Origin of the sequence: Ancylobacter sp. FA202, from assembly GCF_000380205.1 — a bacterium.
Taxonomy (GTDB): domain Bacteria; phylum Pseudomonadota; class Alphaproteobacteria; order Rhizobiales; family Xanthobacteraceae; genus Ancylobacter.
Map to the genome: position 1 here is coordinate 2,867,544 of NZ_KB904818.1, position 22,195 is coordinate 2,889,738.

Genomic DNA, 22,195 nt, shown 5'->3' on the forward strand with positions numbered 1-22,195 from the left:
CCCGGGGATGAGGGAAGGCAATGGGCCTTGAGGGCCAGTGCGCCAAGCGGCGAGGCGCGCACAAGGTGGGGTGCTACCCCGCCGCCGCCAGCCGCTCGGCCCTCTGGCGTTCCAGTTCCTGTCGCTTGGTCATGATCGAGACGACGATCACCACCACAGTGACGATGGCGATGAGGATGGTACAGGCGGCGTTGATTTCCGGCGTCACGCCGAGCCGCACCTGGCTGTAGATCCGCATCGGCAGGGTGGTGGCGCCGGGCCCCGTGGTGAAGCTGGCGATGACGAGGTCGTCCAGCGACAGAGTGAAGGCCAGCATCCAGCCGGAAATCACCGCCGGCAGGATGATCGGCAGGGTGATGACGAAGAAGGTGCGGAACGGCGTGCAGCCGAGATCGAGCGCCGCCTCTTCCAGCGAGCGGTCGAAGGTGACGAGGCGCGACTGCACCACCACCGAGACGAAGCACATCGTGAAGGTGATGTGCGCCAGCGTGATGGTCCAGAAGCCGCGGTCGATGTCGACCGCGACGAAGAGCAGCAGCAGCGACAGGCCGGTGATGACTTCGGGCATCACCAGCGGGGCATAGACCATGCCGGAGAACAGGGTGCGCCCGGTGAAGCGGCCATAGCGGGTCAGCGTGATCGCCGCCAGCGTGCCCAGCACGGTCGCCACCGTGGCGGTGAGGAAGGCGACGCGCAGCGTCACCCAGGCGGCATCCAGCAATTGCTGGTTCTGGAACAGCTGCCAGTACCAGTGGGTGGAGAAGCCCGCCCACACCGTCACCATCCGCGAGGCGTTGAAGGAGTAGATCACCAACAGGACGATCGGGATGTAGAGGAAGGCGAATCCCAGCGCGATGGAGGTGACGTTGAACCAGGAGAGTCCCTTGCGCATCAGCGTCTCTCCACTTCGCGGGCCTGAAGGTTCTGGTAGAAGACGATCGGGATCACCAGCACCATCAGCAGCAGCACCGCCACCGCCGAGGACACCGTCCATGAGCGGTTCACCGAGAATTCGGTCCACAGCACCTTGCCGATCATCAGCGTGTCCGAACCACCGAGCAGATCGGGGATGACGAACTCGCCCACCGCCGGGATGAAGCAGAGCAGGCAACCGGCGAACACGCCCGGCAGCGAGAGCGGCCAGGTGATCTTCCAGAACGCCGCGAAGGGCGGGCAGCCAAGATCGGCGGCGGCCTCAAGCAGCGTCTCGTCCATCTTTTCCAGCGCCGCGTAGAGCGGCAGGATCATGAAGGGCAGGTAGGAATAGACGATGCCGATATAGACCGCCGTATCGGTGTTGAGGATCTGCAGCGGGCTGTCACGGCTGATGATGCCGAGCGAGAACAATAGCTGGTTCAGCAGCCCCTCGGGCGAGAGAATGCCGATCCAGGCATAGACGCGGATCAGGAACGAGGTCCAGAACGGCAGGATCACCAGCATCAGCAGCGTCGGGCGGATCGATTTCGGCGCCCGCGCCATGCCGTAGGCGATGGGGTAGCCGACCAGCAGCAGCAGAATGGTGGAGATGCCCGCGATCCACAGGCTGGAACCGTAGGCCTCGATGAACTCATTGTCCCAGGAGAGCACATAGCCGTAATTCTCGAAGGAGAGTTCGGCGAAGGCCTCCTTGAACGCTGCCCAGCCTTCCGCCAGGTCGAAGGTCGGGAGATAGGGCGGCTGGGCAATCGCGTCCTGCGACAGGCTGATCTTGAAGACGATCAGGAACGGGACGAGGAACAGCGCCAGCAGCCACAGATACGGAACGGCGAGGACCAGCCATCGCCCGGTCGCCTTGCTTGCCATTGGGGCCTCCTCAGCTCGTCAGGACCACGCCGGCATCGGGCGAGAAGTACACATAGACCTTGTCGTCCCAGGTGATGGGGCGCTCGACCATGCGGGTGAGGTTGGGCTTGGCGGCCTTGACCCGGACGCCGCCGGGCAGCTCGACATGGTAGATCGAGAGGTCGCCGAGATAGCCGATGTCCCAGATCTCGCCCTGGACGCAATTGACGTTGGTATCGGCCGGCGGATCGAGTTCCACCCGCATCTTTTCCGGCCGCAGGGCGATGGCGACGCTGTCGCCGGGCTTGGCGGCGCAATCCTGGGCGATGCGGAAGCGCCGCTCAGGCGCTGCCACCGGGCGCAGCGTCACCATGCCCGGCTCGACCGTCTCGACCGTGGCGTCGAGAATGTTCACGTCGCCGACGAAATCGGCCACGTAGCGCGAATTGGGGTGCTCGTAGATCACCGCCGGCTGGTCGACCTGCACCAGTCGGCCCTGGTTCATGACCGCGATGCGGTCGGCCACCGTCATCGCCTCTTCCTGGTCGTGGGTCACGATCAGGAAGGTCATGCCGAGCTCCATCTGGATGTCCATGAGCTCGAACTGCGTCTCCTCGCGCAGCTTCTTGTCGAGCGCGCCGAGCGGCTCGTCCAGCAGCAGCACCTTGGGCCGCTTGGCGAGCGAGCGGGCGAGCGCCACGCGCTGGCGCTGGCCGCCGGACAGCTGGTGCGGCTTGCGCTTGGCGAATTTCTCAAGCTTCACCAGCTTGAGCATTTCCTCGACCCGGGCGTCGATCGCGCCCTTCTCCATCCGGTCCTGCTTCAGGCCGAAGGCAATATTGTCCCACACGCTCATATGCGGGAACAGCGCGTAGGACTGGAACATCATGTTGGTCTGCCGCTTGTAGGGCGGCGTGCCGACAAGGTCCTGCCCGGCGAGGGTGATCTGGCCCTCGGTCGGGTCCTCGAAGCCGGCCAGCATGCGCATCAGCGTGGTCTTGCCGCAGCCGGACGGACCCAGCAGGGCGAAGAATTCGCGCTCATAAATGTCGAGGGAGAGGTTGTCGACGGCGACGAACTCGCCAAAGCGTTTGGTGACGTTCTGGTAGCGGATCAGCGGGACGGCCTGCGGGTCGTTCCAGGGAGCGAATGTGCGGCGAATGCCGCCGATAGTTTTCTGCGTCTTCTCGGTGACGCCGGTGCTCATGCTCACTGATCCCGTTCCCCCGCCGGCTATGTCGGCCGGTAGACGCTAACCGTCTTCTCATGACGGCTCAACGGCAGAATGCGAACAATTTTACCATGCCTTGAAAGGTGGCGACGCGGCGCCGCCTTGACGGCCATAAGCGGGGCGTGATTGCCTCTGGCGGCGCAGAAAGCGCATCAGGAAGGCAATCATGGCCAAGAAGAAGCGTTCCGACAAGGACGCGGTCGACAATCCCCGCGGTGTCGCGTCCCTCGCCGAGGCGAAGGCCTGGATGGCCGCGCGCGGTATCACCGAGATCGAATGCGCCGTCCCGGACCTTGCCGGGGTGGGGCGCGGCAAGATCATGCCGGTGTCCAAGTTCCTCTCCGGTCCAACGATGAACCTGCCACTCAGCGTGTTCTTCCAGACCATTTCCGGCGACTACCCGCCCTATGACAACCTTGTCGATTCGGTGGTGGTGGACAGCGATCTGGTGATGGAGCCGGATTTCTCCACCCTGGCCATCGTGCCCTGGGCGCAGGACCCGACCGCCCAGATCATCCACGACGCCTATCACCGCGACGGACGCCCGGTGGAGCTGGCGCCGCGGCAGGTGCTGAAGAACGTGGTCGATCTCTACGCCAAAAAGGGCTGGAAGGCCGTGGTGGCGCCGGAGATCGAGTTCTATCTGGTCGAGCCCAACATCGATGCCGACTACCCGCTGAAGCCGCCGATCGGCCGCTCGGGCCGGCCGGAAATCGGCCGCCAGTCCTATTCGATCCAGGCGGTGAACGAGTTCGACGCCCTGTTCGAGGACATGTACGATTATTCCGAGGCGCAGGGCCTGGAGATCGACACGCTGATCCATGAGGACGGCGCGGCGCAGATGGAAATCAACCTGCTGCACGGCGATCCCATCGTGCTCGCCGACCAGGTCTACCTGTTCAAGCGCACGATCCGCGAGGCGGCGCTGCAGCACAAGATCTACGCCACCTTCATGGCCAAGCCGATCGCCGACGAGCCGGGCTCGGCCATGCATATCCACCAGTCCATCGTCGACGGCGAGACGGGCAAGAACATCTTCTCCGACTCGGATGGCGACCCGACGCCGGAGTTCTTCTCGTTCATCGCCGGCCAGCAGCGCTATCTGCCGGCGGTCATGTCGATCCTCGCCCCTTACGTGAACTCCTATCGCCGGCTGACGCGCGATTCGATGGCGCCGATCAACGTGCAGTGGGGCTATGACAACCGCACCGCCGGCCTGCGCATTCCGCCCTCCTCGCCGGCGGCCCGCCGGGTGGAGAACCGGGTGCCGTCGTCCGACGCCAACCCCTATCTGGTGATCGCCGCCTCGCTTGCCTGCGGCTATCTCGGCATGGTGGAAGGGCTGCGCCCGACCGAGCCGCTGGAAGCCGACGCCAAGGGCCTCGACTTCGAACTGCCGCGCGGCCTGCTCGAAGCGGTGGCGGCGATGCAGCATTCCGAAGAGATCGCCACCGTGCTCGGGCCGTCCTTCGTGAAGACCTACACGGCGGTGAAGCAGACCGAGTTCGACACCTTCATGCGGGTGATCTCGCCCTGGGAGCGGGAATATCTGCTGCTGAACGTGTGAGGTTCTCCCGCAGTACAGCGTCATGCCCGGGCTTGGTCCGGGAATCCATGTGTTTGATTGATGAGTCCTAGCTTGAGTCATTCATCCCCGGGCCGGACCCGGGGATGATGTTCTGAAGGTCGCGCCCCCTACGCCTCGACCTTCTCCTCGGCCAGGATCTCCCGCACGCGCGGGATCACCCTGGTGCCGTAGAGCTCGATGGCGCGCATCATCCGCGCGTGGGAGAGCGGGCCGGCGCTGTATTTCAGGTCGAAGCGCTGGAGGCCGAGCGCCTTCACCGTTCTGGCGATCTTGCGGGCCACGGTTTCCGGCGATCCAAGATAGAGCGAGCCGTGCGTGATCTCGTGCTCGAAGGCGTCGCGGCCATAGGAAGGCCAGCCGCGCTCGGCGCCGATGCGGTCATGCATGCGCTTGTAATCGGCATAGAACTCCTCGCGCGCCTGCGCATCCGTCTCGGCGACATAGCCGTGCGAATGCACGCCGATCGGCTGCACCGTGCCGCCGAGCTGGCCCACCGCCTTGTGGTACAGCTCGACATAGGGGGCGAAGCGGGCCGGGTTGCCGCCAATGATGGCGAGCATCATCGGCAGGCCGTAGCGTGCCGCCCGCACCACCGATTCCGGCGAGCCGCCCACCCCGATCCAAGTCTTCAGCGTGCCGGATTCGACCAGCGGATAGACATGCTGGCGAGAGAGCGGCGGGCGCAGATCGCCCTGCCAGCTGACGCCCTCCGGCGAAGCGTTGTCGCGCAGCAGTGCGGCGAACAAATCGAGCTTCTCGGTGAACAGCGCCTCATAGTCCTTCAGGTCGAAGCCGAACAGGGGGAAGGATTCGGTGAAGGAGCCGCGCCCGAGAATCACCTCGGCTCGCCCGTTCGACAGCGCGTCCACCGTGGCGAAGCGCTGGAACACCCGGATCGGGTCGTCCGAGGACAGCACGGTGACGGCCGAGCCGAGGCGGATGCGCTGTGTGCGCGTGGCGATGCCCGCCAGCACCACTTCGGGGGCCGACACGGCGAAATCGTCGCGATGATGCTCGCCCACGCCGATGAAATCGATGCCGACCTCATCGGCCAGCACCGCCTCCTCCACCAGGTCGCGGATCACCTGCGCGTGGGAGAGTGCCTTGCCGTCGGCGCCTGACGTCACGTCGCCGAAGGTGTCGAGGCCGAGTTCAAGATGCTGTGCCATGGGAGAGGGTCCCCTTATCTCCGGCATCGCGCCGGCGCTCCCCATATGGACCGGACGGCGCGGGCGTGCATCCCCGCCGGTGCAAGGACGGGATTTCGCTTTCGCAAAGACGGGAGAGGGCGGGGTCCTGTGAGGTGCAGACCGAAAAAAAGCCCGCTGGACGAACCAGCGGGCTTCAAGTCGGCGACACGAGGGGGTCGATGTCGCCGTAGACTCGTTCGGCCTGACGTGGCCGCGAAAGAGAAGCGGGCATGCTCAACCGCAGGAGACGGTATCGTCGCGGCGCGGGGTGACAGGCGTATGGCCGGCGGCGCCGTCGCGGCGGGCCTCCTGACGCGCGTTCTGCGCCGCATCCTGGCGGGCGGCCTCGCGCAGCGCCTCGCGCATGGTCATGCGGCGGGCGGCGCGGCGCTCTACCGCGCGCACCACGAGCAGGGCGGTCGGGTCCTGCCAGAGCGGGCCGGACGAGGCGTCCAGCAGATCGCCGCGGGTGAGGCCGATGTCGCGCAGCATGCGCTCATCGAACCCGCCGAGCTGGGTGAGATGGCGCCGGCGGGCGACCGCCTTGATGAACTGGATGGAACCCATGACAGCGGCGATCAGCAGACCGCTCGCCGCGGTACCGAACGAGGAGAACGCGGTTCTCCGAACTTCGCCAACATACGACATCGTAACCTCCATGTGCCGGCCGCGCAGCGACGACGTTGGGCTTTTTGATCGCGGGCAGGCGCTGGGGCCACCCGTTATCGACATCATCCGTTCGCGGCGGGATCGTTATGGAGGAGGGCAATCAATCACACTAGCGAATGTTTATGATCGCTGATATCATCATCGTTGATGATAGGCCGTCGTGAGGGCTCCGATGAGCGTGTTGCTGGACATTGATCAATTAAGAACATTCATCGCAATCGCTGAAACGGGCAGTTTCACGAAAGCCGCTGAAGTGGTCCACAAGACCCAGTCGGCGGTGTCGATGCAGATGAAGCGGCTGGAGGAGAGGGTCGGCCGGGCCATCTTCGCCCGTGACGGGCGCGCCTCGCGCCTCACCGACGAGGGCGACCGGCTGCTCGATTATGCCCGCCGCATCGTCAAGCTAAACATCGAGGCGATGGCGAGCCTCGCCTCGGCCGAATTGTCGGGCCGGGTGCGGCTCGGCGTGCCGGATGATTACGCCGACCGCTATCTCCCCGAGATCATGGCGCGGTTTTCCGCCACCCATCCCAATGTCGAGCTGACCGTGGTGTGCGATCCCTCGACCGATCTCATCGACCGCATCGATACCGGCGATCTCGACCTCGCCATCATCACCGATTGCGAGACGATGAACCGCGAGACCGAGATCATCCGCCGCGAACAGCTGCTCTGGGTCGGCTCCACCCGCCATTCGCTGCATCTGGAAACGCCGGTGCCGCTGGCGCTGGGGCGGCAGACCTGCAATTGGCGGCAGGAGGCGATCTCGATGCTGCAGTCGGCCGATCGGCCGTTCCGCATCCTCTACACCTCGTCCAACTCGACCGCGGTCTCGGCGGCGGTGCTGGCCGGGCTCGCCATCTCGGTGCTGCCGGAATCCGGCCTGCGCCCCGGCATGCGGGTGCTGGGGCCCTCCGATGGTTTCCCGACGCTGGCGCCCTGCCGCATCGGCCTGCTGCGCAATCGGCACGAAGTCTCGCCGCTGGCCGACGCGCTGGCCCATCACATCGTGCAGGGGCTCGACAATATCTCCGAGGCGGCGATCGCGGCGGAGTAAATTCTCTCCGCGCGTCGGACCTCAGTAGGCGTCCTCGACGAAGACCGGCTCGACGGAGCCGTTCCAGGCGCCGTGATAGCGCGCCAGCAGCAATTCCGCGGGGGTCTTCCCGGCCTTGAGGCTGGCCTCCAGCGGGGCGAGGAAGCGGCTCTCGTCGCGGCCCTGGCTGTCGCGATAGTCGCGGCGGGCGAGGCCGGCGCGGGCGATCTCGACCACGTCGCGCGCCAGATCCAGCATCGAGCGGCCGGCGATCTCCGCCTTGAAGCCGAGGCGGGGCACGTCGTCGCGCAGCTTCTGGCGCTCCTCGGCGCTCCAGCCCTTGGCGAGGTCCCAGGCGGCGTCGAGGCTGGTGGTGTCGTAATAGAGCCCGGTCCACAGCGCCGGCAGGGCACAGAGATTGCGCCACGAGCCGCCATCGGCGCCGCGCATTTCCAGGTACCGCTTCAACCGCACCTCGGGGAAGATGGTGGAGAGGTGGTTGGCCCAGTCGGAGACGGTGGCGGTCTCCCCCGGCACGGCCGGATGCCGGCCGGCGAGCAGGTCACGGAACGACGAGCCGGCGACGTCGATATAGGTGTCGCCGCGCTTGATGAAATACATCGGCACGTCGAGCGCATAGTCGACGTAAGCCTCGAAGCCCATGCCGTCCTCGAAGGCGAAGGGCAGCATGCCGGCGCGGTTATTGTCGGTGTCGCGCCAGATTTCCGAGCGGTAGGAGAGGAAGCCGTTGGGCTTGCCTTCGGTGAAGGGCGAATTGGCGAAAAGCGCGGTGGCCACCGGCTGCAGCGCCAGGCCGACGCGCAGCTTCTTCACCATGTCGGCTTCGGAGGCGAAATCGAGGTTCACCTGCACCGTGCAGGTGCGGAACATCATGTCGAGGCCGTGCGAGCCGACCTTCGGCATGTAGTTCGACATGATCTTGTAGCGGCCCTTGGGCATCACGGGCGTTTCCGCCAGCGTCCATTTCGGGCTCATGCCGAGGCCGAGGAAGCCGAAGCCCAGCGGCGTCGCCACCTCGCGCACCTGGTCGAGATGGCTGTTCACCTCGGCGCAGGTCTCGTGAATGGTGATAAGCGGCGCGCCTGACAGTTCGAATTGCCCGCCCGGCTCCAGCGAGATTGCCCCGCCGCCGACCGTGTCGGCGAGCCCGATAATGGTCTCGCCCTCCATGATCGGTTCCCAGCAGTTCAGCGCCTGCATGCCTTCCAGCAAAGCGCGGATGCCGTTCGCGCCCTCATAGGGCACCGGCTCATGGCCCTTCAGCGTGAAGGGGAATTTCTCATGCTCGGTACCAATGCGGAATTTCGACGGCGCCTTGCTGCCCGCTTCAAACCAGGCGACGAGTTCGTCGCGGCTTTCGATGGGCTGCGTATCGATCTGGTCTCGCGCCATAGGGAACTCCGGCCGGCATGCTGGGCGCGCGACCATACACAGGCGCAGGCGCGGCGCAAATCACGGTAACTACCGACCGAAAATGGAGATTGCGGCGCTGCAAACCGCAGGTGCGCGCCTTACCCAGCGTCTCCCGCTCTCACCCTCTCCTGCGCCCCCCTCTACTGCGCCGAAGCGTGGGTGAGCCAGGTCTTCACCGCGCCGAGCCCCTCATTGCGATTGCCGGTGCGGTGGGCGGCCTCCTGGTAGACGGCGATCTGGACGTCGGCACTGGTGCCGCCGCTGATGATGGTGCGCAGATGTTCCAGCTCCGCCCGCCCGCCGAGCGCGTCGGCATCATCGGTCAGCTGGTCGATCAGCCCGTCCACCGCCTGCGCCACCGGAACCGCCTCGCGGGTGTGACGGTCGACGAAGCTGCCATGGATGCCGTAGCGCTGGGCGCGCCATTTGTTCTCCACCGCGATGGCGCGGTCGACCGCGTCAACGCCGGCATTGAGCTTCGGGTTGCGCACGAGATGGCGCACCAAGGCCCGGTACAGCGCGGCGATGGCGACCGCATCCTCCACCCGGGTGCAACTGTCGGGGGCGCGCAGCTCCAGGGTCGGCTGCTTTTCCGAGGGGCGGATGGTCCACCACACATAGCTCGAATCGCGGATCGCCCGCGCCGCCACCAGCGCGTCGATATAGTCCTGATAGTCCCTGGCGCTCTCGAACAGTTCCGGCAGGCCGGTGCGGGGCAATTCGTCATAGGCGGCGAGGCGATAGCCCATCAGGCCGGTGCGCCGGGATTCCCAGAAGGGCGAGGAGGTCGAGAGCGCCACGAAGACCGGGAGATAGGGCAGGATGCGACGCATCACGTCGATGCGCTGGTCGGCATCGGGCAGTTCCACATGCACATGCATGCCGCACAGCAGGTTGCGCTCGCCCGGCATCTGCAAATCGTGCATCAGCCCGTCATCGCGCTGCGCCTGCGGGCGCTTGCCGCTCTGCCAGCTGGCGGTGGGGTGGGTGCCGGCGGCGATGAAGGCGAGGTCGAACCCGGCGCTCACCTCGGCGAGGCTGCGGCGCAACCCGTGCAACTCGCGCCGTGCCTCGGCGGCGGAGCGGTGCGGGCGGGTCATCACTTCGATCTGCGCGTGCAGCCTCTCGCCGCTCACGCCCGGGCCGAGCGCCTCGCGCACCGCGCCCATATAGGCGGTTGGCATCCGCCGCAGGGTGCTCTTGCTGGTCTTCTCAACGATGAAATACTCTTCCTCGATGCCGATGCGGTAGTCATCCGTGCTGGCCCCGGACATGGCATCCTCCCCGCATTCATTCCAGATCGCGCCAGATCGCGCGTCGCGTCGCAGCTTAGCCGACGCAGAATCGGCTCGCTTGTCGGCGCGGTGAGGGATGATGGAAAAGTAAGACCGTAATGTGACCTTTCAAAATAGTAAGTAAATGGGAATATAGCGTGTATTTATTCTAATAAAATTGATGAATTGTCGTTTATTGTTGAAAATCTGGCGCTGGCCTTCCGCGTGACTTCAGCCGCTGGAGGGCGTGGCGGCGCGGTCAGCGCGCGGCCTGCCGGGCCGCTTCCACCAGCGCGAGTGCCGCCACGGCGGCGGTGTCGGCGCGCAAGATGCGCGGACCGAGCGAGAGCACCACAGCGCCCGGACGGGTGGCCAGCAGGCGCCGCTCCTCGTCGGCAAAGCCGCCCTCGGGGCCGATCAGCACGGCGAGCGGGCCGGCGATGGCGGCGCGCAGGGGCGCGAGCGGGTCGGATTGCGGCGCCGCCTCGTCGCAGAACACCAGCACCCGCTCGGGCGGCAGGTCGGCAAGCCAGCGCGGCAGCGTGACCGGCTCCAGCACCTGCGGCGGGGTGAGGATGCCGCATTGCTCGGCCGCCTCGATGACATTGGCGCGCATGCGCTCGGTGTTGACGCGCGTCGCCTGGGTGCGACGGGTCATCACAGGCACCAGCCGGCCGGCGCCCATCTCCACCGCCTTCTGCACCATATAGTCGAGCCGCGCATGCTTGAGCGGGGCGAACACATAGTCGAGGTCGGGCGGTGGGGTCTGGCGCCGCAACAGGGCCTCGCAGCGCAGCAGCACCTCGCGCCGCCCGCCCGCCTCGCGCACCGCGCGCCATTCGCCGTCGCGGCCGTTGAACAGATGGAGGTGCTCGCCCACCGCCAGCCGGATCACGTCGGAGACATAATGCGCCCGGTCGCGGTCAAGACTGACGCACGCGCCCTCGGTGAGCGCATCGTCGACAAAGAGCCGCTGGGCACGGAAATCATAGGGTTCGGCGGTGGAATCGTCGGGAGCGCGGGTCATGGGTCGATTTTTGTCCGGAATTTGCAGGCAATATCGCGTGCGCCGTGATGTTGCCCAATCTTTCATGCCTCTGTATCACGCTTGATCAATGACACGGCACCGATCGACCTCCTGATGAGAGATTGGCCTTTGAACAATCACCCGATGCGCCTGCGGGCACGTTCCACGACCCCGATGCTGGCAGGTGTCCTGCTTGCCGGGATGCTGGGCACGCTTCCGGCCGGCGCGCAGTGGATCGGCGCCCCCGGCGGCTCGACCGACGGCACCTCCTCGGGTGCCGTCGTGGTCTCGCCCGCGCCCGCCGCTCTGGGGGAGGCGCCGGCTCAGCCGGCGCCGGGGTTCGACCCGGGCTTCTCCTCCAGCGCCGCGCCGGCCGCGCCTGGTGCGGTGGCGCCCGGCTTTTCGCCCAGCATGGGGGCGCCGGCGCCGCAGCAGGCGAACCCGAATGCCGCTGAATGCCAGGGGCAGGTGGCCAAGCTGCGCGAGGATCTCGAAACCCGTGGCGGCGCTCTCCAGGCCGCGTCGAAGAAGAAGCTTCCGCCGAGCGAGCTGTGCCCGATGTTCCGCACCTTCGCCAACGCTCAGCAGGCTTTCTATTCCTTCCTCAACACCAACAAGGCCAAATGCGGCGTGCCGGACGATGTGCTGGCGAAGTTCAAGGAGAATGTCTCCTCCGTGAACTCCACGCGCAACCGCGTCTGCGAAATAGCCAAGATGCAGGAAAGCGGCGCCGGCGCCGGCCCCGGCGGCCCGCCGCCCCAGGGGGCGCTCTCGGCGGGGCTGGGCCTGTCCACCGGCCTGCCGACGATGGGCGCGCCTCCCGGCGGCGTGTTCGACACGCTCGGTGGCGACGCGCTGCGCTGAACCGATGACCAGCGCCGCGCCGTCACCCGTCGCGCCGGCCCCGGCCGATTCCGCCGGCAACTGGGTCGATCGCTACGCCCCGGCCGCGCTGCGCCCCTTTCTCCGCCTCGCCCGCGCCGATCGGCCGATCGGCAGCTGGCTCCTGCTGATTCCCTGCTGGTGGTCGCTGGCGCTCGCTTTGCGGGTGCAGGCGGAAAGCGGCGTTGCCGCCTATGGGCAGGCGGCGGCCTGGGCGGGGCTGTTCGCCCTCGGCGCGGTGGCGATGCGCGGCGCGGGCTGCACCTGGAACGACATTCTCGATCGCGATATTGACGGGCGAGTGGAGCGCACCCGCTCGCGCCCGCTGCCCTCCGGGCAGGTGACGCTGACCGGGGCCGTGCTCTTTCTCGCCCTTCAGTGCCTGGTGGGATTGGTGGTGCTGCTCTGCCTGCCGGGCTTCGCCATAGGGGTGGCGCTTTCCTCGCTCGGGCTGGTGGTGGTCTATCCGCTGATGAAGCGGGTGATCTGGATTCCCCAGCTCGTGCTCGGCCTCGCCTTTTCCTGGGGCGCGCTGATGGGCTTCGCCGTGCTGCTGGAGGCGCTGCCGGCGCCCGCCCTGCTGCTCTATGCCGGCGCGGTGCTGTGGGTGGTGGGCTATGACACGATCTATGCCCATCAGGACCGCGAGGACGACGCCATTGTCGGGGTGAAATCCTCGGCCCTGCTGTTCGCCGGCGATACAGCCAAATGGCTGGCCGGGCTTTATGGCGCGGCGGTGGTTCTGTTCGGCCTTGCCCTGGCAAGTGCCGAAGCCGGGCCGCTGGCCTGGGGTGGGCTCGGTATCTTTACCGTGCAGCTCTGCACGCAGATGTGGCGGCTCGACATTGACGACCGCGCGCTGTGCCTGCGCCTGTTCCGCTCCAACCGCGACGCCGGCCTGATCCTGCTCGCCGGCCTCCTCGCCGACGCGCTGCTCGCCTGAGCCGCCGCCGATGGACATGGCCTGCGCGGTTGCCGCGCCGGGGCAGGTGATGGTAAGCAGCGCAAACCTTTTAAACCCACGGTTCCCATGAGCATCCGCCTGCATCGCGGCGATCTTGTCGATCTCGCCCGCTACACCCCCGACAAGGCCCCCTTCATCGCCATCGACACCGAGACGCTCGGCCTCAAGCCGCACCGCGACCGGCTGTGCGTGGTGCAGCTGTCCCCGGGTGATGGCACCGCCGATGTGGTGCAGATTCCCGCCGGGGCGGGGCCGGGCAGCGCGCCGAACCTCGAAAGCCTGCTCACCGATCCGCGCAGCGTGAAGCTGTTCCACTATGCCCGCTTCGATGTGGCGGTGCTCGGCAAGACCTTCGATCTCACCGTCTCGCCGGTGTGGTGCACCAAGATCGCCTCGCGGCTGACCCGCACCTATACCGACCGGCACGGGCTGAAGGAGCTGGTGCGCGAGCTGCTCGGCATCGACCTCTCCAAGCAGCAGCAAAGCTCGGACTGGGCGGCCGAGGAGCTGAGCGACGCGCAGCTGCACTATGCCGCCTCCGACGTGCTGCATCTGCACGCCCTGCAGGCGCGGCTCGCCGCGATGCTGGCGCGCGAGGGACGCGGTGAGCTGGCGCAGGCCTGCTTCGAGTTCCTGCCCACCCGTGCCAAGCTCGACCTGGCGGGATGGCCGGACGAGGATATTTTCGCGCATATGTGAGCGCGTCGCCTGACAATCGCCGGCTTCTCGGGCGAGAGGGGACGTGCGTCCGCTCCGGCTTGCGCCTTTGGCCGTTAGCCGCCATCTTGGGCGGCGGCCAGGGGTGCGGAGGGTGGCCGTCAGCCGGGGATGAACCGTCGCGCATGAACAAGCATGTCGAACCCCCCGTTCCGCGGGGCGCGAAAGCGGGCGAGCCGGAAGGGCGCCGCGGGGCGGCGCACGCCTCGTCTCTTGGCGCCCCCTCTCATGGCGCCCCCTCTCTTGGCGCCCCCTCTCATGGCGCCTCCGCCTATGGGGCGTCTCGTGGTCCCTCGCAGGCCCAACTGTTCAAGAACGCGCGGCGCCACAGCCGCCGGGTGCGTTTCTTTCGCGTCGCCCTGCCGCTCGGCGTGGTGCTGACGCTCGGCGCCACGCTGGCGATCAATTATCTCGACCCCTTCACCCTCGCCGTCGACCTGCCCTTCGATCTCGGGCGGGTGTCGCTGTCGGGCACACAGGTGAAGATGGAATTTCCCCGCCTGCACGGGTTTACCGCCGATAATCGCGGCTACAATGTTTCCGCCTTCGCCGCCTCGCAGGACCTGACGCAGCCCAACCTCATCACGCTCGACAAGATCGAGGCCAAGCTGGAACTGGCGGACAAGGGCTGGGCCAATCTCAGCGCCATCGGCGGCAGCTACGATACCAAGACCGAGAATCTTACGTTGGATGGCGGCGTGATCTTCGATACCTCCTCCGGCTATGGCGGGCGGCTGAAGGAGGCTGCGATCGACATCAAGGGCGGCAAGATGGTGTCGAACAGCCCGGTCGAACTGACCTATCTCGACGGCAAGCTCACCGCCGACACGCTGGAAGTGTCGCAGAAGGATTCGCGCGCGCTGCTCGTGGGCAATGTGCAGCTGGACTTCAAGATGCCGGCTCCGGAAGAGCCGGCGGCCAAAGGCGGGCAACCCGGCGGGCAGGGTGCCGCCGTGCCGGCACCGGCCGGCGCAGCCGTCCCCGGCGCGAGCGCCCATGGCACCATTCCGTGACGCCGCCCTCATTGAACCGTCGGCGCGGGGCGGCTAGACATGTCGGCATGAACACGCCCCACGCTTTCACCCGTGCCGGCCTCGCCGCCCTTCTCGCTGCCGCGTGCCTCGGCCCGCTGGCGCCTGCGGCCCTGGCCCAAGGCAAGAACGTACCGAACGCCCTTCAGGGCTTCGCGGCGAATCGCGACGCACCGATCCGGATCAACGCCGACAGCCTGGAAGTGCGCGACCAGCAGAAGCAGGCGGTGTTCAGCGGCAATGTGGTGGTGCAGCAGGGCGACACCACCATGCGCTGCAAGGAACTGGTGGTTTTCTATGACGGCAAGGAAGCGGGCGGCAAGGAGGCGGCAGCGCCTTCCGGCGACGCGCTGGCCGCCGGCAGCCCGATCAACTCTTCCGCCATCCGCCGGCTGGAAATCAACGGCTCCGTGATCGTGACCACCAAGGAGCAGACGGCCACCGGCGACCAGGGAGTGTTCGAAACCAAGGCGAACACCATCACCCTCACCGGCAACCCCGTCGTGCTCACCTCCGGGCAGAACGTCATTCGCGGCAGGAAGCTGACCGTCGACCTGACCAGCGGCCTGTCGCGCTTCGATGGTGGCCGCATTGAGAGCCTGATTGTGCCCAACAGCATGGGTAATGGCGGCGGCCTGCCCGGCGCCAAGCCGGCGGCCCCGGCGGCCAAGCCCAAGCCGGCGCCGTAGCGTTCGCGGCGCGCGCTCGCGCCCGTTGGGCCTGGCGTTTCGCCCTTGCGCGGACGCGGGTGCGCGGCGAAAATTCGTCCGGATTTCATGGGTACGCAAACACCCGTTTCCGGGTTTCGCCTGACTCTGCCCCCATTTCGGCCCGCTTCTTGCATCGCGATTTGCCAGCGGCGCGCCGAACGTTTATCACCTTCCGGGTGGTGATCTCACCACGGAGGGTGCGCGTGGGACTTTTCTCGACGATCGTCGGACGCGGCAAGGCTGCGCCGCAACGTTCCGGGTCCGCGTCCGCGCCGGTGCGCGGCTTCAGCGACCATGAAGACGCGGCGCCCGGCGCCGACGAGATCGAGGCCCGCTTCCAGGCCGATTTTGAAGCGGCGCTGGCGGCGGATCTGCGCGTGCCGCACGAGGCGCCGGCGGTGCTGCCGGGCGCCGCCCGCGCGGCCGGGACGGGCCGCGCCCCGGTCCTGCCCGCCGTGACGGCGTTCCGCACCCCCGAGCCGACGGTCGGCGAACAGCGCATGCTGAACGCGGTCGGCCTCGCCAAGAGCTATGGCGGCCGGCAGGTGGTGCGCGGGGCGAGCCTGCATGTGCGGCGCGGCGAGGCGGTGGGGCTGCTGGGGCCGAACGGCGCCGGCAAGACCACCATCTTCTACATGATCACCGGCCTCGTGAAGGCCGATGCCGGCCGCATCGAGCTGGACGGCCACGACGTGACCCACCTGCCAATGTACCGCCGCGCCCGTCTCGGCGTCGGCTACCTGCCGCAGGAAGCCTCGATCTTTCGCGGCCTCTCGGTGGAAAACAACATCCGCGCCGTGCTGGAGGTGGTGGAGCCCAACCGCCGCGAGCGGGAGCGCCAGCTCAACGAGCTGCTGGAAGAGTTCCGCGTCACCCATGTGCGCAAATCGCCTTCCATCGCCCTTTCCGGCGGCGAGCGGCGGCGGGTGGAAATCGCCCGCGCGCTGGCCTCGCGCCCCACATTCATGCTGCTGGACGAGCCCTTCGCCGGCATCGACCCGATCGCGGTCGGCGACATCCAGGCGCTGGTGCGCCAGCTCACCGAGCGCGGCATCGGCGTTCTGATCACCGATCACAATGTGCGCGAGACGCTTGGCCTCATCGACCGCGCCTACATCATCCATTCCGGTTCCGTGCTGATGGAAGGCTCGCCCGAGGAAATCGTGGCGAGCGAGGAAGTCCGCCGCCTCTATCTCGGCGAGGAGTTCCGTCTGTAGCATGGACCGCATCCCGCCCACCGCCGCCGCCGCTGCCCGTGGAGAGTGCGCGCCATGTCGCTAGGTCCGCGTCTCGAATTCCGCCAGACCCAGTCGCTGGTGATGACGCCGCAGCTGATGCAGGCGATCAAGCTGCTGCAGCTGTCCAATCTCGATCTGGTGGCCTATGTCGAGGCGGAACTGGAGCGCAACCCGCTGCTGGAACGCCAGTCGGAGCCCGAGGGCGAGCGGACCGGCACCGGGGAGGGCGAGGGCGATGCCGGCGCGGTGCGCGAGCGCACCAGCGATGCCGATCTCGACCCGAGGGCGGAAGCCGCCGGCGAACGCGACGTGCGGGACGAGCGCGATGGCCGCGACGAGCGGGTGTCGGACTGGCTGGAAGAGCGGCTCGACACCAGCCGCAGCGCCATTGAGGACCGCCTCGACACCAGCATGGAGAACGTCTTTCCCGACGATACCGGCCGCGAGCCGGTCGCCCCCATGCCCAGCAGCGAGGCGCCGGCCTATTCCGAATGGACCGGCGCGGGCGGCGGCGGCCAGGATGGCGAGGGCTACAATCTCGAAGCCTTCGTCTCAGCCGAGATCTCGCTGGCCGACCACCTCGAAGCTCAGCTGGTGCTGGCGGTCAGCGATCCGGTCGAGCGGCTCATTGGCCTCAACCTCATCGACCTGATCGACGAGGCCGGCTACCTCTCCGCCGACCTCGCCGGCGTCGCCGAGCGGCTTGGCGCCCCGCTGGCGACGGTGGAGAAGGTGCTGGCCGTGGTGCAGACCTTCGATCCGCCCGGCATCGGCGCGCGCTCGCTGGCGGAGTGCCTGGCGATCCAGCTGCGCGAGCGCAACCGCTACGACCCCTGCATGGCGGCCTTGCTCGCCCATCTCGAATTGCTGGCCCGGCGCGAATTCACCACGCTGAAGCGGGTGTGCGGCGTCGACGACGAGGATCTGGCCGAGATGGTCGGCGAAATCCGCCGGTTGAACCCCAAGCCGGGCCTCGCCTTCGGCTCGGGAATCATCCAGCCGGTGGTGCCGGATGTCTTCGTGCGCGGCGCTACCGATAATTGGCTGGTGGAGCTCAATTCCGAGACCCTGCCGCGGGTGCTGGTCAACCAGGCCTATTATGCCCGGGTGCAGAAGATCACCCGCAATGAGCGCGAGAAGGCCTTTCTCTCCGACTGCATGCAGACGGCGACCTGGCTCACCCGCTCGCTCGACCAGCGCGCCCGGACCATCCTCAAGGTGGCGACCGAGATCGTGCGCCAGCAGGACGCCTTCCTCTCGCTCGGCGTGCAGCATCTGCGGCCGCTGAACCTGCGCATAGTGGCCGACGCCATCGGCATGCACGAATCCACCGTCTCGCGCGTGACGTCCAACAAATACATGGCGACGCCGCGCGGAATCTTCGAGATGAAATATTTCTTCTCGTCGTCTATTTCGTCCTCGGATGGCGGGGAAGCGCATTCGGCGGAATCGGTGCGCTTCCGCATCAAGCAGATGATCGAGGCGGAGAGCCCCGACGACGTGCTCTCCGACGACACGCTGGTGCAGCGCCTGCGCGAGGCGGGCATCGACATCGCCCGCCGCACGGTGGCGAAATATCGCGAGGCGATGCGGATTCCCTCCTCCGTGCAGCGCCGGCGCGAGAAGCAGGCGGCGGCCGCCGCCGGCTGAACAGGCCAGGAAGGGGCGCGAAGCGGGTTTCAAACCGGCTTCACACAAGCTTCACACACGCTGTCCACCGCTTCTCGTTGACACTTTCCTTCGCGGCTCATACCTCTTAGTGGCACCGGCCGGGCATGTTAGGGAGTTCGGGCAGGGCGAGGGGCGATTTCGCGAACGCTTCCCGACCCGCCCCAGCAGAGGGACTAGTCACGATGCCGCTGCGGGTTTCAGGTAAAAATCTCGACGTGGGCGAAGCTCTCAGGCAGCGCGTTTCCGATCGCGTCGCCGGGGCGATGGACAAGTACTTCGACGGTGGCTGGTCCGGCCACGTCACCGTGGCCCGCGAGGGCTCCGGCTATCGCGCGGACTGCGCGCTCCATCTCGACAGCGGGACGGTGCTGCAGGCCCATGCGGACGCGCAGGACCCTTACGCCAGCGCCGATGCCGCTGTGGAGCGGATCGAAACGCGGCTGCGGCGCTACAAGAGCCGGGTCAAGCGCCGCGCCGGCCATGGCGAGGGCGCCGGCGAGCCCGCCCCGAGGGGCGAGATGGTTCCGGTCACCGTGTTCTCGGCACCCGACCACGAGGAGGCCGAGCCCAGCGAGGGCTGGTGCCCGACCGTGGTCGCCGAGGCGACCGCAAACCTGCCGCGCCTTTCGGTGAGCAACGCGGTTCTCGAACTCGACTTTACCGGCGCCACCGCTTTGGTGTTCCGCCATGCCGGCCATGGCCGCATCAACGTCGTCTACCGGCGCGGGGACGGTCATGTCGGCTGGGTGGACCCGCCGGCCAGCGCCCTGGCGGAAGAAATCCATTGATCACCCTGCCTCATGGGAAGCGCGCGGCCGCTGGAGCGGTTCGCGCGCTTCATCTCGCCCCGACCCGGATCGCCACGCCGCGGATCGTCTCATGGCTCTGAACGACATTCTGGCACCGTCCGCGGTGTTTCCGACTCTCAAGGTCGGCAGCAAGAAACAGGCCCTGCAGGAGCTTTCCGCCCATGCGGCGGCGCTGCTGAAACGGGACGAGCGCGAGATCTTCGAGACGCTGAACCAGCGCGAGCGCCTCGGTTCCACCGGGGTGGGCAATGGCATCGCCATTCCGCACGGCAAGCTGGCGAAGATGGACAAGCTGTTCGGCATGTTCGCCCGGCTGGACCGGCCGATCGATTTCGAGGCGCTGGACGGCGAGCCGGTCGACCTCATCTTCCTGCTGCTGGCACCGGAGGCGGCGGGGGCCGATCACCTCAAGGCCCTGGCGCGGGTGGCCCGGCTGCTGCGCGACCCCGAGACCGCCCGCAAGCTGCGCCATTGCCGCGACGCGCAGGCGATCCACACTCTCCTGACCGGCGCGCCGGCCACCGACGCGGCGTAACGCGCCGGCGACGGCCCACGCCAGACAAGGGGCGGGCGGGTGATGACTTTCCCCGCCCGGCGCCCTACCTCAGCAGGGTCAGACGTCAGGAGCCGCGCCATGCCCGAAACACTTCCCGCCAGCCTCGCCCTTTCCGCCGGCCAATGCCGCGCCGCGCGCGCCCTGCTGGGCTGGAGCGCCGCCGAACTGGCCGCGAAGGCGCGGGTGACACCTGATTGGCTGCAGGCCTTCGAACGTGGTGGTGAGGCGGTGGACGACCTCGACCCCGGCGAGGCGGAGCGGGTGCTGCGGGCGCTGGAGGAGGCCGGCGTCGAACTGCTCGCGCCCGGCCAGGCCAGCACCGGCGGCGGGCCGGGCCTGCGCATCCGCCAGCAGGGCGGCTATATCTCGGCCGAACAGCTCTCTTCCGCCAATGATGGCTGACATCGCAGCGTCATCCCGGACGGACCTCAGGGCCGGTCCGGGACGTTTGCGGGGCTGATGGCGCGATCCCGGCTCAGCGTTGCGGCCGGGATGGCGCCATCCTGTTCTTCTACGGCGTGATCGCCACTTTCAGCACGCCATCGCGCTGGTGCGCGAACAGGTCGTAGGCCGCCTCGATATCGTCCAGCTTGAAGCGGTGGGTGACCAGCGGCTTGAGGTCGATGCGGCCGGAGGCGATGACGTCGATCAGCCGGCGCATGCGCTCCTTGCCCCCGGGGCAGAGCGTGGTGACGATCTTGTTGTCGCCCAACCCGGCCGAGAAGGCGCCGAGCGGGATCTTCAGATCGGTGGAATAGACGCCGAGCGAGGACAGCGTGCCGCCGGGGCGCAGCACCTTCAACGCGCTCTCGAACGTGCCCTGGGTGCCGAGCGCCTCGATCGCGACATCGACGCCACGCCCGTCGGTAAGCGCCAGGATCTGCTCGACCACGTCGCCCTGCTTGAAGTCCACCACGTCGCTGCAGCCGAGCTGGCGGGCGATGGCCAGCCGCTCGGGCACGGTGTCGACGCCGATGATGCGGGTGGCGCCCTTCAGCTTGGCGCCGGCGACGGCGCACAGGCCGATCGGGCCGAGGGCGAACACCGCCACGATGTCGCCGATCTGCACCGCGCCGCTTTCGGCGCCTGAAAAGCCGGTGGACATGATGTCCGGGCACATCAGCACCTCCTCGTCGGAGAGCGAATCCGGCACCGGGGCGAGATTGGCGAGGGCATCCGGCACCAGCACATATTCCGCCTGGGCGCCGTCAATGGTGTTGCCGAACTTCCAGCCGCCCATCGGCTTGAAACCGTGCTTCATGCCGGGCCCGTCCTGCGAGCCGCAGCCGCACAGGCAGGCATAGGAATAGCCTGAGGGGGTGATGGCGCCGGCGATGACCCGCTGGCCCTCGGCATAGCCCGTCACCTGCGAGCCGAGCTTCTCGATGATGCCGACCGGCTCATGGCCGATGGTCAGGCCGCGGGCGACCGGATACTCGCCCTTGAGAATGTGCACATCGGTGCCGCAGATGGTGGTGGTGGTGATCCGCACCAGCGCGTCGAGCGGCCCGACATCGGGAATCGGCTTCTCGTCGAGGACGATTCGGCCGGGTTCGACGAAGATGGCGGCTTTCATCTTGGGCATGGTTCTCTCCTGCGGTTGACGCGCGCGATCCTTCGCGCGCCCGACAGGGTGTGGCCATGACAGGGGTCAAAAGCCGGCGATCTAACCCTGCGGGGCTTTAACGCGCCAACCCGCAGGAAGATGCCTCAGCGTATGCCGCGCTCGGCCATCAGGCGGATCACCGCCGCCCGGAGATCGCCGATGCCGAAGCCCTCGCGGCTGGAGGTGGGGAAGACGATGGGAAACGCCGCCGGCCGCCGGGCAAGGCCGGCCTGCGTCTCCGCCACCCGTTCCACCAGCTCGTCCGCCCGCAGCTGGTCGGCCTTGGTCAGCACGACGGCATAGGAGACGGCGGCCTTGTCGAGCCCATCCAGCACTTCGCGGTCGATCGGCTTCAGCCCGTGGCGGGAATCGATCAGCACGAAGACGCGGGCGAGATTGGCCCGCCCGCGCAAATAGGCGTGCACGGTGGCGGTCCAGGCGTCGACCTTGTCCTTCGGCGCCTTGGCGAAGCCATAGCCGGGCATGTCGACCAGGGTCAGCTCCGGCCCGAGGCCGAAGAAGATCAGCTCCTGCGTGCGCCCCGGCGTCACCGAGGTGCGGGCCAGCGCCTTGCGCCCGGTCAGCGCGTTGACCAGGCTCGACTTGCCGACATTGGAGCGGCCGGCGAAGGCGATCTCGATCGAGCGCATCGGCGGCAGCGTGGCGATGGTGGGCGCCGCCGTGAGGAAGTTCCACTCGCCGGCAAAGAGCCGGCGCCCGGCTTCGATCTCGTCGGCCGTGAAGGCCGACGCAGCAGACGTATCGTCGGCCTGTTCCATG

22 protein-coding genes are annotated in these 22,195 nt (G+C 67.4%); 12 read left to right on the plus strand and 10 right to left on the minus strand.

Translation table 11 applies throughout. The features are described from left to right. Positions 1 to 73: 73 nt before the first annotated feature. From A3M1_RS0113030 to A3M1_RS0113040, 3 genes are read right to left on the minus strand one after another with little or no spacing between them, the layout of a single operon-like run. On the minus strand, positions 74 to 892 hold the full coding sequence (locus tag A3M1_RS0113030; protein ID WP_018389415.1) for an ABC transporter permease subunit: 819 nt from the start codon (positions 890 to 892) through the stop codon (positions 74 to 76). Further along, on the minus strand, positions 892 to 1,803 hold the full coding sequence (locus A3M1_RS0113035; protein WP_018389416.1) for an ABC transporter permease: 912 nt from the start codon (positions 1,801 to 1,803) through the stop codon (positions 892 to 894). The genes A3M1_RS0113030 and A3M1_RS0113035 overlap by 1 nt, the downstream gene beginning before the upstream one ends. 10 nt (positions 1,804 to 1,813) lie before the next feature. Continuing rightward, the gene (locus A3M1_RS0113040) at positions 1,814 to 2,989 is read right to left on the minus strand and encodes an ABC transporter ATP-binding protein (RefSeq protein ID WP_018389417.1); all 1,176 of its coding nucleotides are present in this window, start codon (positions 2,987 to 2,989) and stop codon (positions 1,814 to 1,816) included. 190 nt (positions 2,990 to 3,179) lie between these two features. Between A3M1_RS0113040 and A3M1_RS0113045 the strand changes: the two genes are divergently transcribed. Beyond that, positions 3,180 to 4,580, plus strand: coding sequence for a glutamine synthetase family protein (locus A3M1_RS0113045; protein ID WP_018389418.1), 1,401 nt, complete (start codon positions 3,180 to 3,182; stop codon positions 4,578 to 4,580). A gap of 128 nt (positions 4,581 to 4,708) precedes the next feature. On the opposite strand, the gene A3M1_RS0113050 is transcribed toward A3M1_RS0113045, so the two are convergent. Then, positions 4,709 to 5,770 carry an LLM class flavin-dependent oxidoreductase gene (locus tag A3M1_RS0113050; RefSeq protein ID WP_018389419.1) on the minus strand — a complete coding sequence of 354 codons (1,062 nt, stop codon included), beginning with the start codon at positions 5,768 to 5,770 and terminating at the stop codon, positions 4,709 to 4,711. 255 nt (positions 5,771 to 6,025) lie between these two features. After that, positions 6,026 to 6,439 carry a DUF1127 domain-containing protein gene (locus A3M1_RS0113055; RefSeq protein ID WP_018389420.1) on the minus strand — a complete coding sequence of 138 codons (414 nt, stop codon included), beginning with the start codon at positions 6,437 to 6,439 and terminating at the stop codon, positions 6,026 to 6,028. Positions 6,440 to 6,632: 193 nt separating this feature from the next. Here A3M1_RS0113055 and A3M1_RS0113060 point away from each other — a divergent pair, with 193 nt between their 5' ends. Continuing rightward, positions 6,633 to 7,517, plus strand: coding sequence for a LysR substrate-binding domain-containing protein (locus A3M1_RS0113060; protein WP_026221304.1), 885 nt, complete (start codon positions 6,633 to 6,635; stop codon positions 7,515 to 7,517). A 21-nt stretch (positions 7,518 to 7,538) separates the two neighbouring features. Here the strand turns inward: A3M1_RS0113060 and A3M1_RS0113065 are convergent, their stop codons facing one another. The 3 genes from A3M1_RS0113065 to A3M1_RS0113075 form a co-directional block, all read right to left on the minus strand. Continuing rightward, positions 7,539 to 8,909 carry a glutamate--cysteine ligase gene (locus A3M1_RS0113065; RefSeq protein WP_018389422.1) on the minus strand — a complete coding sequence of 457 codons (1,371 nt, stop codon included), beginning with the start codon at positions 8,907 to 8,909 and terminating at the stop codon, positions 7,539 to 7,541. 161 nt (positions 8,910 to 9,070) lie between these two features. Then, on the minus strand, positions 9,071 to 10,204 hold the full coding sequence (locus tag A3M1_RS0113070) for a carboxylate-amine ligase (protein WP_018389423.1): 1,134 nt from the start codon (positions 10,202 to 10,204) through the stop codon (positions 9,071 to 9,073). A 259-nt stretch (positions 10,205 to 10,463) separates the two neighbouring features. After that, positions 10,464 to 11,231 (minus strand): 16S rRNA (uracil(1498)-N(3))-methyltransferase, encoded by a 768-nt coding sequence (locus A3M1_RS0113075; RefSeq protein WP_018389424.1) that lies wholly within the window; start codon positions 11,229 to 11,231, stop codon positions 10,464 to 10,466. A 129-nt stretch (positions 11,232 to 11,360) separates the two neighbouring features. Here A3M1_RS0113075 and A3M1_RS0113080 point away from each other — a divergent pair, with 129 nt between their 5' ends. The 10 genes from A3M1_RS0113080 to A3M1_RS0113125 all read left to right on the plus strand — a co-directional run bounded on the left by A3M1_RS0113080 (position 11,361) and on the right by A3M1_RS0113125 (position 20,211). After that, a complete protein-coding gene (locus tag A3M1_RS0113080; protein WP_245261667.1) occupies positions 11,361 to 12,095 on the plus strand; it encodes a hypothetical protein in 735 nt (244 codons plus the stop codon). 4 nt (positions 12,096 to 12,099) lie between these two features. Next, a complete protein-coding gene (gene ubiA / locus A3M1_RS0113085; RefSeq protein ID WP_018389426.1) occupies positions 12,100 to 13,056 on the plus strand; it encodes a 4-hydroxybenzoate octaprenyltransferase in 957 nt (318 codons plus the stop codon). An 87-nt stretch (positions 13,057 to 13,143) separates the two neighbouring features. Beyond that, entirely contained in the window at positions 13,144 to 13,776 is a 633-nt protein-coding gene (locus tag A3M1_RS0113090) for a ribonuclease D (RefSeq protein WP_018389427.1), read from the plus strand. A gap of 356 nt (positions 13,777 to 14,132) precedes the next feature. Then, positions 14,133 to 14,807: a hypothetical protein gene (locus A3M1_RS0113095; RefSeq protein ID WP_018389428.1), complete on the plus strand. Its 675-nt coding sequence runs from the start codon at positions 14,133 to 14,135 to the stop codon at positions 14,805 to 14,807. 47 nt (positions 14,808 to 14,854) lie between these two features. Continuing rightward, complete coding sequence (locus A3M1_RS0113100; protein WP_018389429.1) at positions 14,855 to 15,514, plus strand: LptA/OstA family protein; 660 nt, start codon at positions 14,855 to 14,857, stop codon at positions 15,512 to 15,514. Between the two features lie 224 nt (positions 15,515 to 15,738). Next, complete coding sequence (gene lptB, locus A3M1_RS0113105; protein ID WP_018389430.1) at positions 15,739 to 16,752, plus strand: LPS export ABC transporter ATP-binding protein; 1,014 nt, start codon at positions 15,739 to 15,741, stop codon at positions 16,750 to 16,752. A gap of 54 nt (positions 16,753 to 16,806) precedes the next feature. Beyond that, positions 16,807 to 18,423 carry an RNA polymerase factor sigma-54 gene (gene rpoN / locus A3M1_RS0113110; protein ID WP_018389431.1) on the plus strand — a complete coding sequence of 539 codons (1,617 nt, stop codon included), beginning with the start codon at positions 16,807 to 16,809 and terminating at the stop codon, positions 18,421 to 18,423. Between the two features lie 203 nt (positions 18,424 to 18,626). Continuing rightward, positions 18,627 to 19,232, plus strand: a complete 606-nt coding sequence (gene hpf, locus A3M1_RS0113115) for a ribosome hibernation-promoting factor, HPF/YfiA family (RefSeq protein ID WP_026221305.1) — start codon at positions 18,627 to 18,629, stop codon at positions 19,230 to 19,232. A gap of 91 nt (positions 19,233 to 19,323) precedes the next feature. Then, positions 19,324 to 19,788, plus strand: coding sequence for a PTS IIA-like nitrogen regulatory protein PtsN (gene ptsN / locus A3M1_RS0113120; protein WP_018389433.1), 465 nt, complete (start codon positions 19,324 to 19,326; stop codon positions 19,786 to 19,788). Between the two features lie 99 nt (positions 19,789 to 19,887). Beyond that, complete coding sequence (locus A3M1_RS0113125) at positions 19,888 to 20,211, plus strand: helix-turn-helix transcriptional regulator (protein ID WP_018389434.1); 324 nt, start codon at positions 19,888 to 19,890, stop codon at positions 20,209 to 20,211. A gap of 109 nt (positions 20,212 to 20,320) precedes the next feature. On the opposite strand, the gene A3M1_RS0113130 is transcribed toward A3M1_RS0113125, so the two are convergent. Both A3M1_RS0113130 and yihA read right to left on the minus strand, forming a co-directional pair. Beyond that, positions 20,321 to 21,394: an NAD(P)-dependent alcohol dehydrogenase gene (locus tag A3M1_RS0113130; protein ID WP_018389435.1), complete on the minus strand. Its 1,074-nt coding sequence runs from the start codon at positions 21,392 to 21,394 to the stop codon at positions 20,321 to 20,323. 125 nt (positions 21,395 to 21,519) lie between these two features. After that, complete coding sequence (yihA, locus tag A3M1_RS0113135) at positions 21,520 to 22,194, minus strand: ribosome biogenesis GTP-binding protein YihA/YsxC (protein WP_018389436.1); 675 nt, start codon at positions 22,192 to 22,194, stop codon at positions 21,520 to 21,522. Position 22,195 lies beyond the last annotated feature (1 nt).

Coding starts and splice junctions, on each gene's coding strand:
- A3M1_RS0113030 (WP_018389415.1), bottom strand. CDS start 892: ATGCGCAAGGGACTCTCCTGGTTCAACGTCACCTCCATCGCGCTGGGA.
- A3M1_RS0113035 (WP_018389416.1), bottom strand. CDS start 1,803: ATGGCAAGCAAGGCGACCGGGCGATGGCTGGTCCTCGCCGTTCCGTAT.
- A3M1_RS0113040 (WP_018389417.1), bottom strand. CDS start 2,989: ATGAGCACCGGCGTCACCGAGAAGACGCAGAAAACTATCGGCGGCATT.
- A3M1_RS0113045 (WP_018389418.1), top strand. CDS start 3,180: ATGGCCAAGAAGAAGCGTTCCGACAAGGACGCGGTCGACAATCCCCGC.
- A3M1_RS0113050 (WP_018389419.1), bottom strand. CDS start 5,770: ATGGCACAGCATCTTGAACTCGGCCTCGACACCTTCGGCGACGTGACG.
- A3M1_RS0113055 (WP_018389420.1), bottom strand. CDS start 6,439: ATGTCGTATGTTGGCGAAGTTCGGAGAACCGCGTTCTCCTCGTTCGGT.
- A3M1_RS0113060 (WP_026221304.1), top strand. CDS start 6,633: ATGAGCGTGTTGCTGGACATTGATCAATTAAGAACATTCATCGCAATC.
- A3M1_RS0113065 (WP_018389422.1), bottom strand. CDS start 8,909: ATGGCGCGAGACCAGATCGATACGCAGCCCATCGAAAGCCGCGACGAA.
- A3M1_RS0113070 (WP_018389423.1), bottom strand. CDS start 10,204: ATGTCCGGGGCCAGCACGGATGACTACCGCATCGGCATCGAGGAAGAG.
- A3M1_RS0113075 (WP_018389424.1), bottom strand. CDS start 11,231: ATGACCCGCGCTCCCGACGATTCCACCGCCGAACCCTATGATTTCCGT.
- ubiA (WP_018389426.1), top strand. CDS start 12,100: ATGACCAGCGCCGCGCCGTCACCCGTCGCGCCGGCCCCGGCCGATTCC.
- A3M1_RS0113090 (WP_018389427.1), top strand. CDS start 13,144: ATGAGCATCCGCCTGCATCGCGGCGATCTTGTCGATCTCGCCCGCTAC.
- A3M1_RS0113100 (WP_018389429.1), top strand. CDS start 14,855: ATGAACACGCCCCACGCTTTCACCCGTGCCGGCCTCGCCGCCCTTCTC.
- rpoN (WP_018389431.1), top strand. CDS start 16,807: ATGTCGCTAGGTCCGCGTCTCGAATTCCGCCAGACCCAGTCGCTGGTG.
- hpf (WP_026221305.1), top strand. CDS start 18,627: ATGCCGCTGCGGGTTTCAGGTAAAAATCTCGACGTGGGCGAAGCTCTC.
- ptsN (WP_018389433.1), top strand. CDS start 19,324: ATGGCTCTGAACGACATTCTGGCACCGTCCGCGGTGTTTCCGACTCTC.
- A3M1_RS0113125 (WP_018389434.1), top strand. CDS start 19,888: ATGCCCGAAACACTTCCCGCCAGCCTCGCCCTTTCCGCCGGCCAATGC.
- A3M1_RS0113130 (WP_018389435.1), bottom strand. CDS start 21,394: ATGCCCAAGATGAAAGCCGCCATCTTCGTCGAACCCGGCCGAATCGTC.
- yihA (WP_018389436.1), bottom strand. CDS start 22,194: ATGGAACAGGCCGACGATACGTCTGCTGCGTCGGCCTTCACGGCCGAC.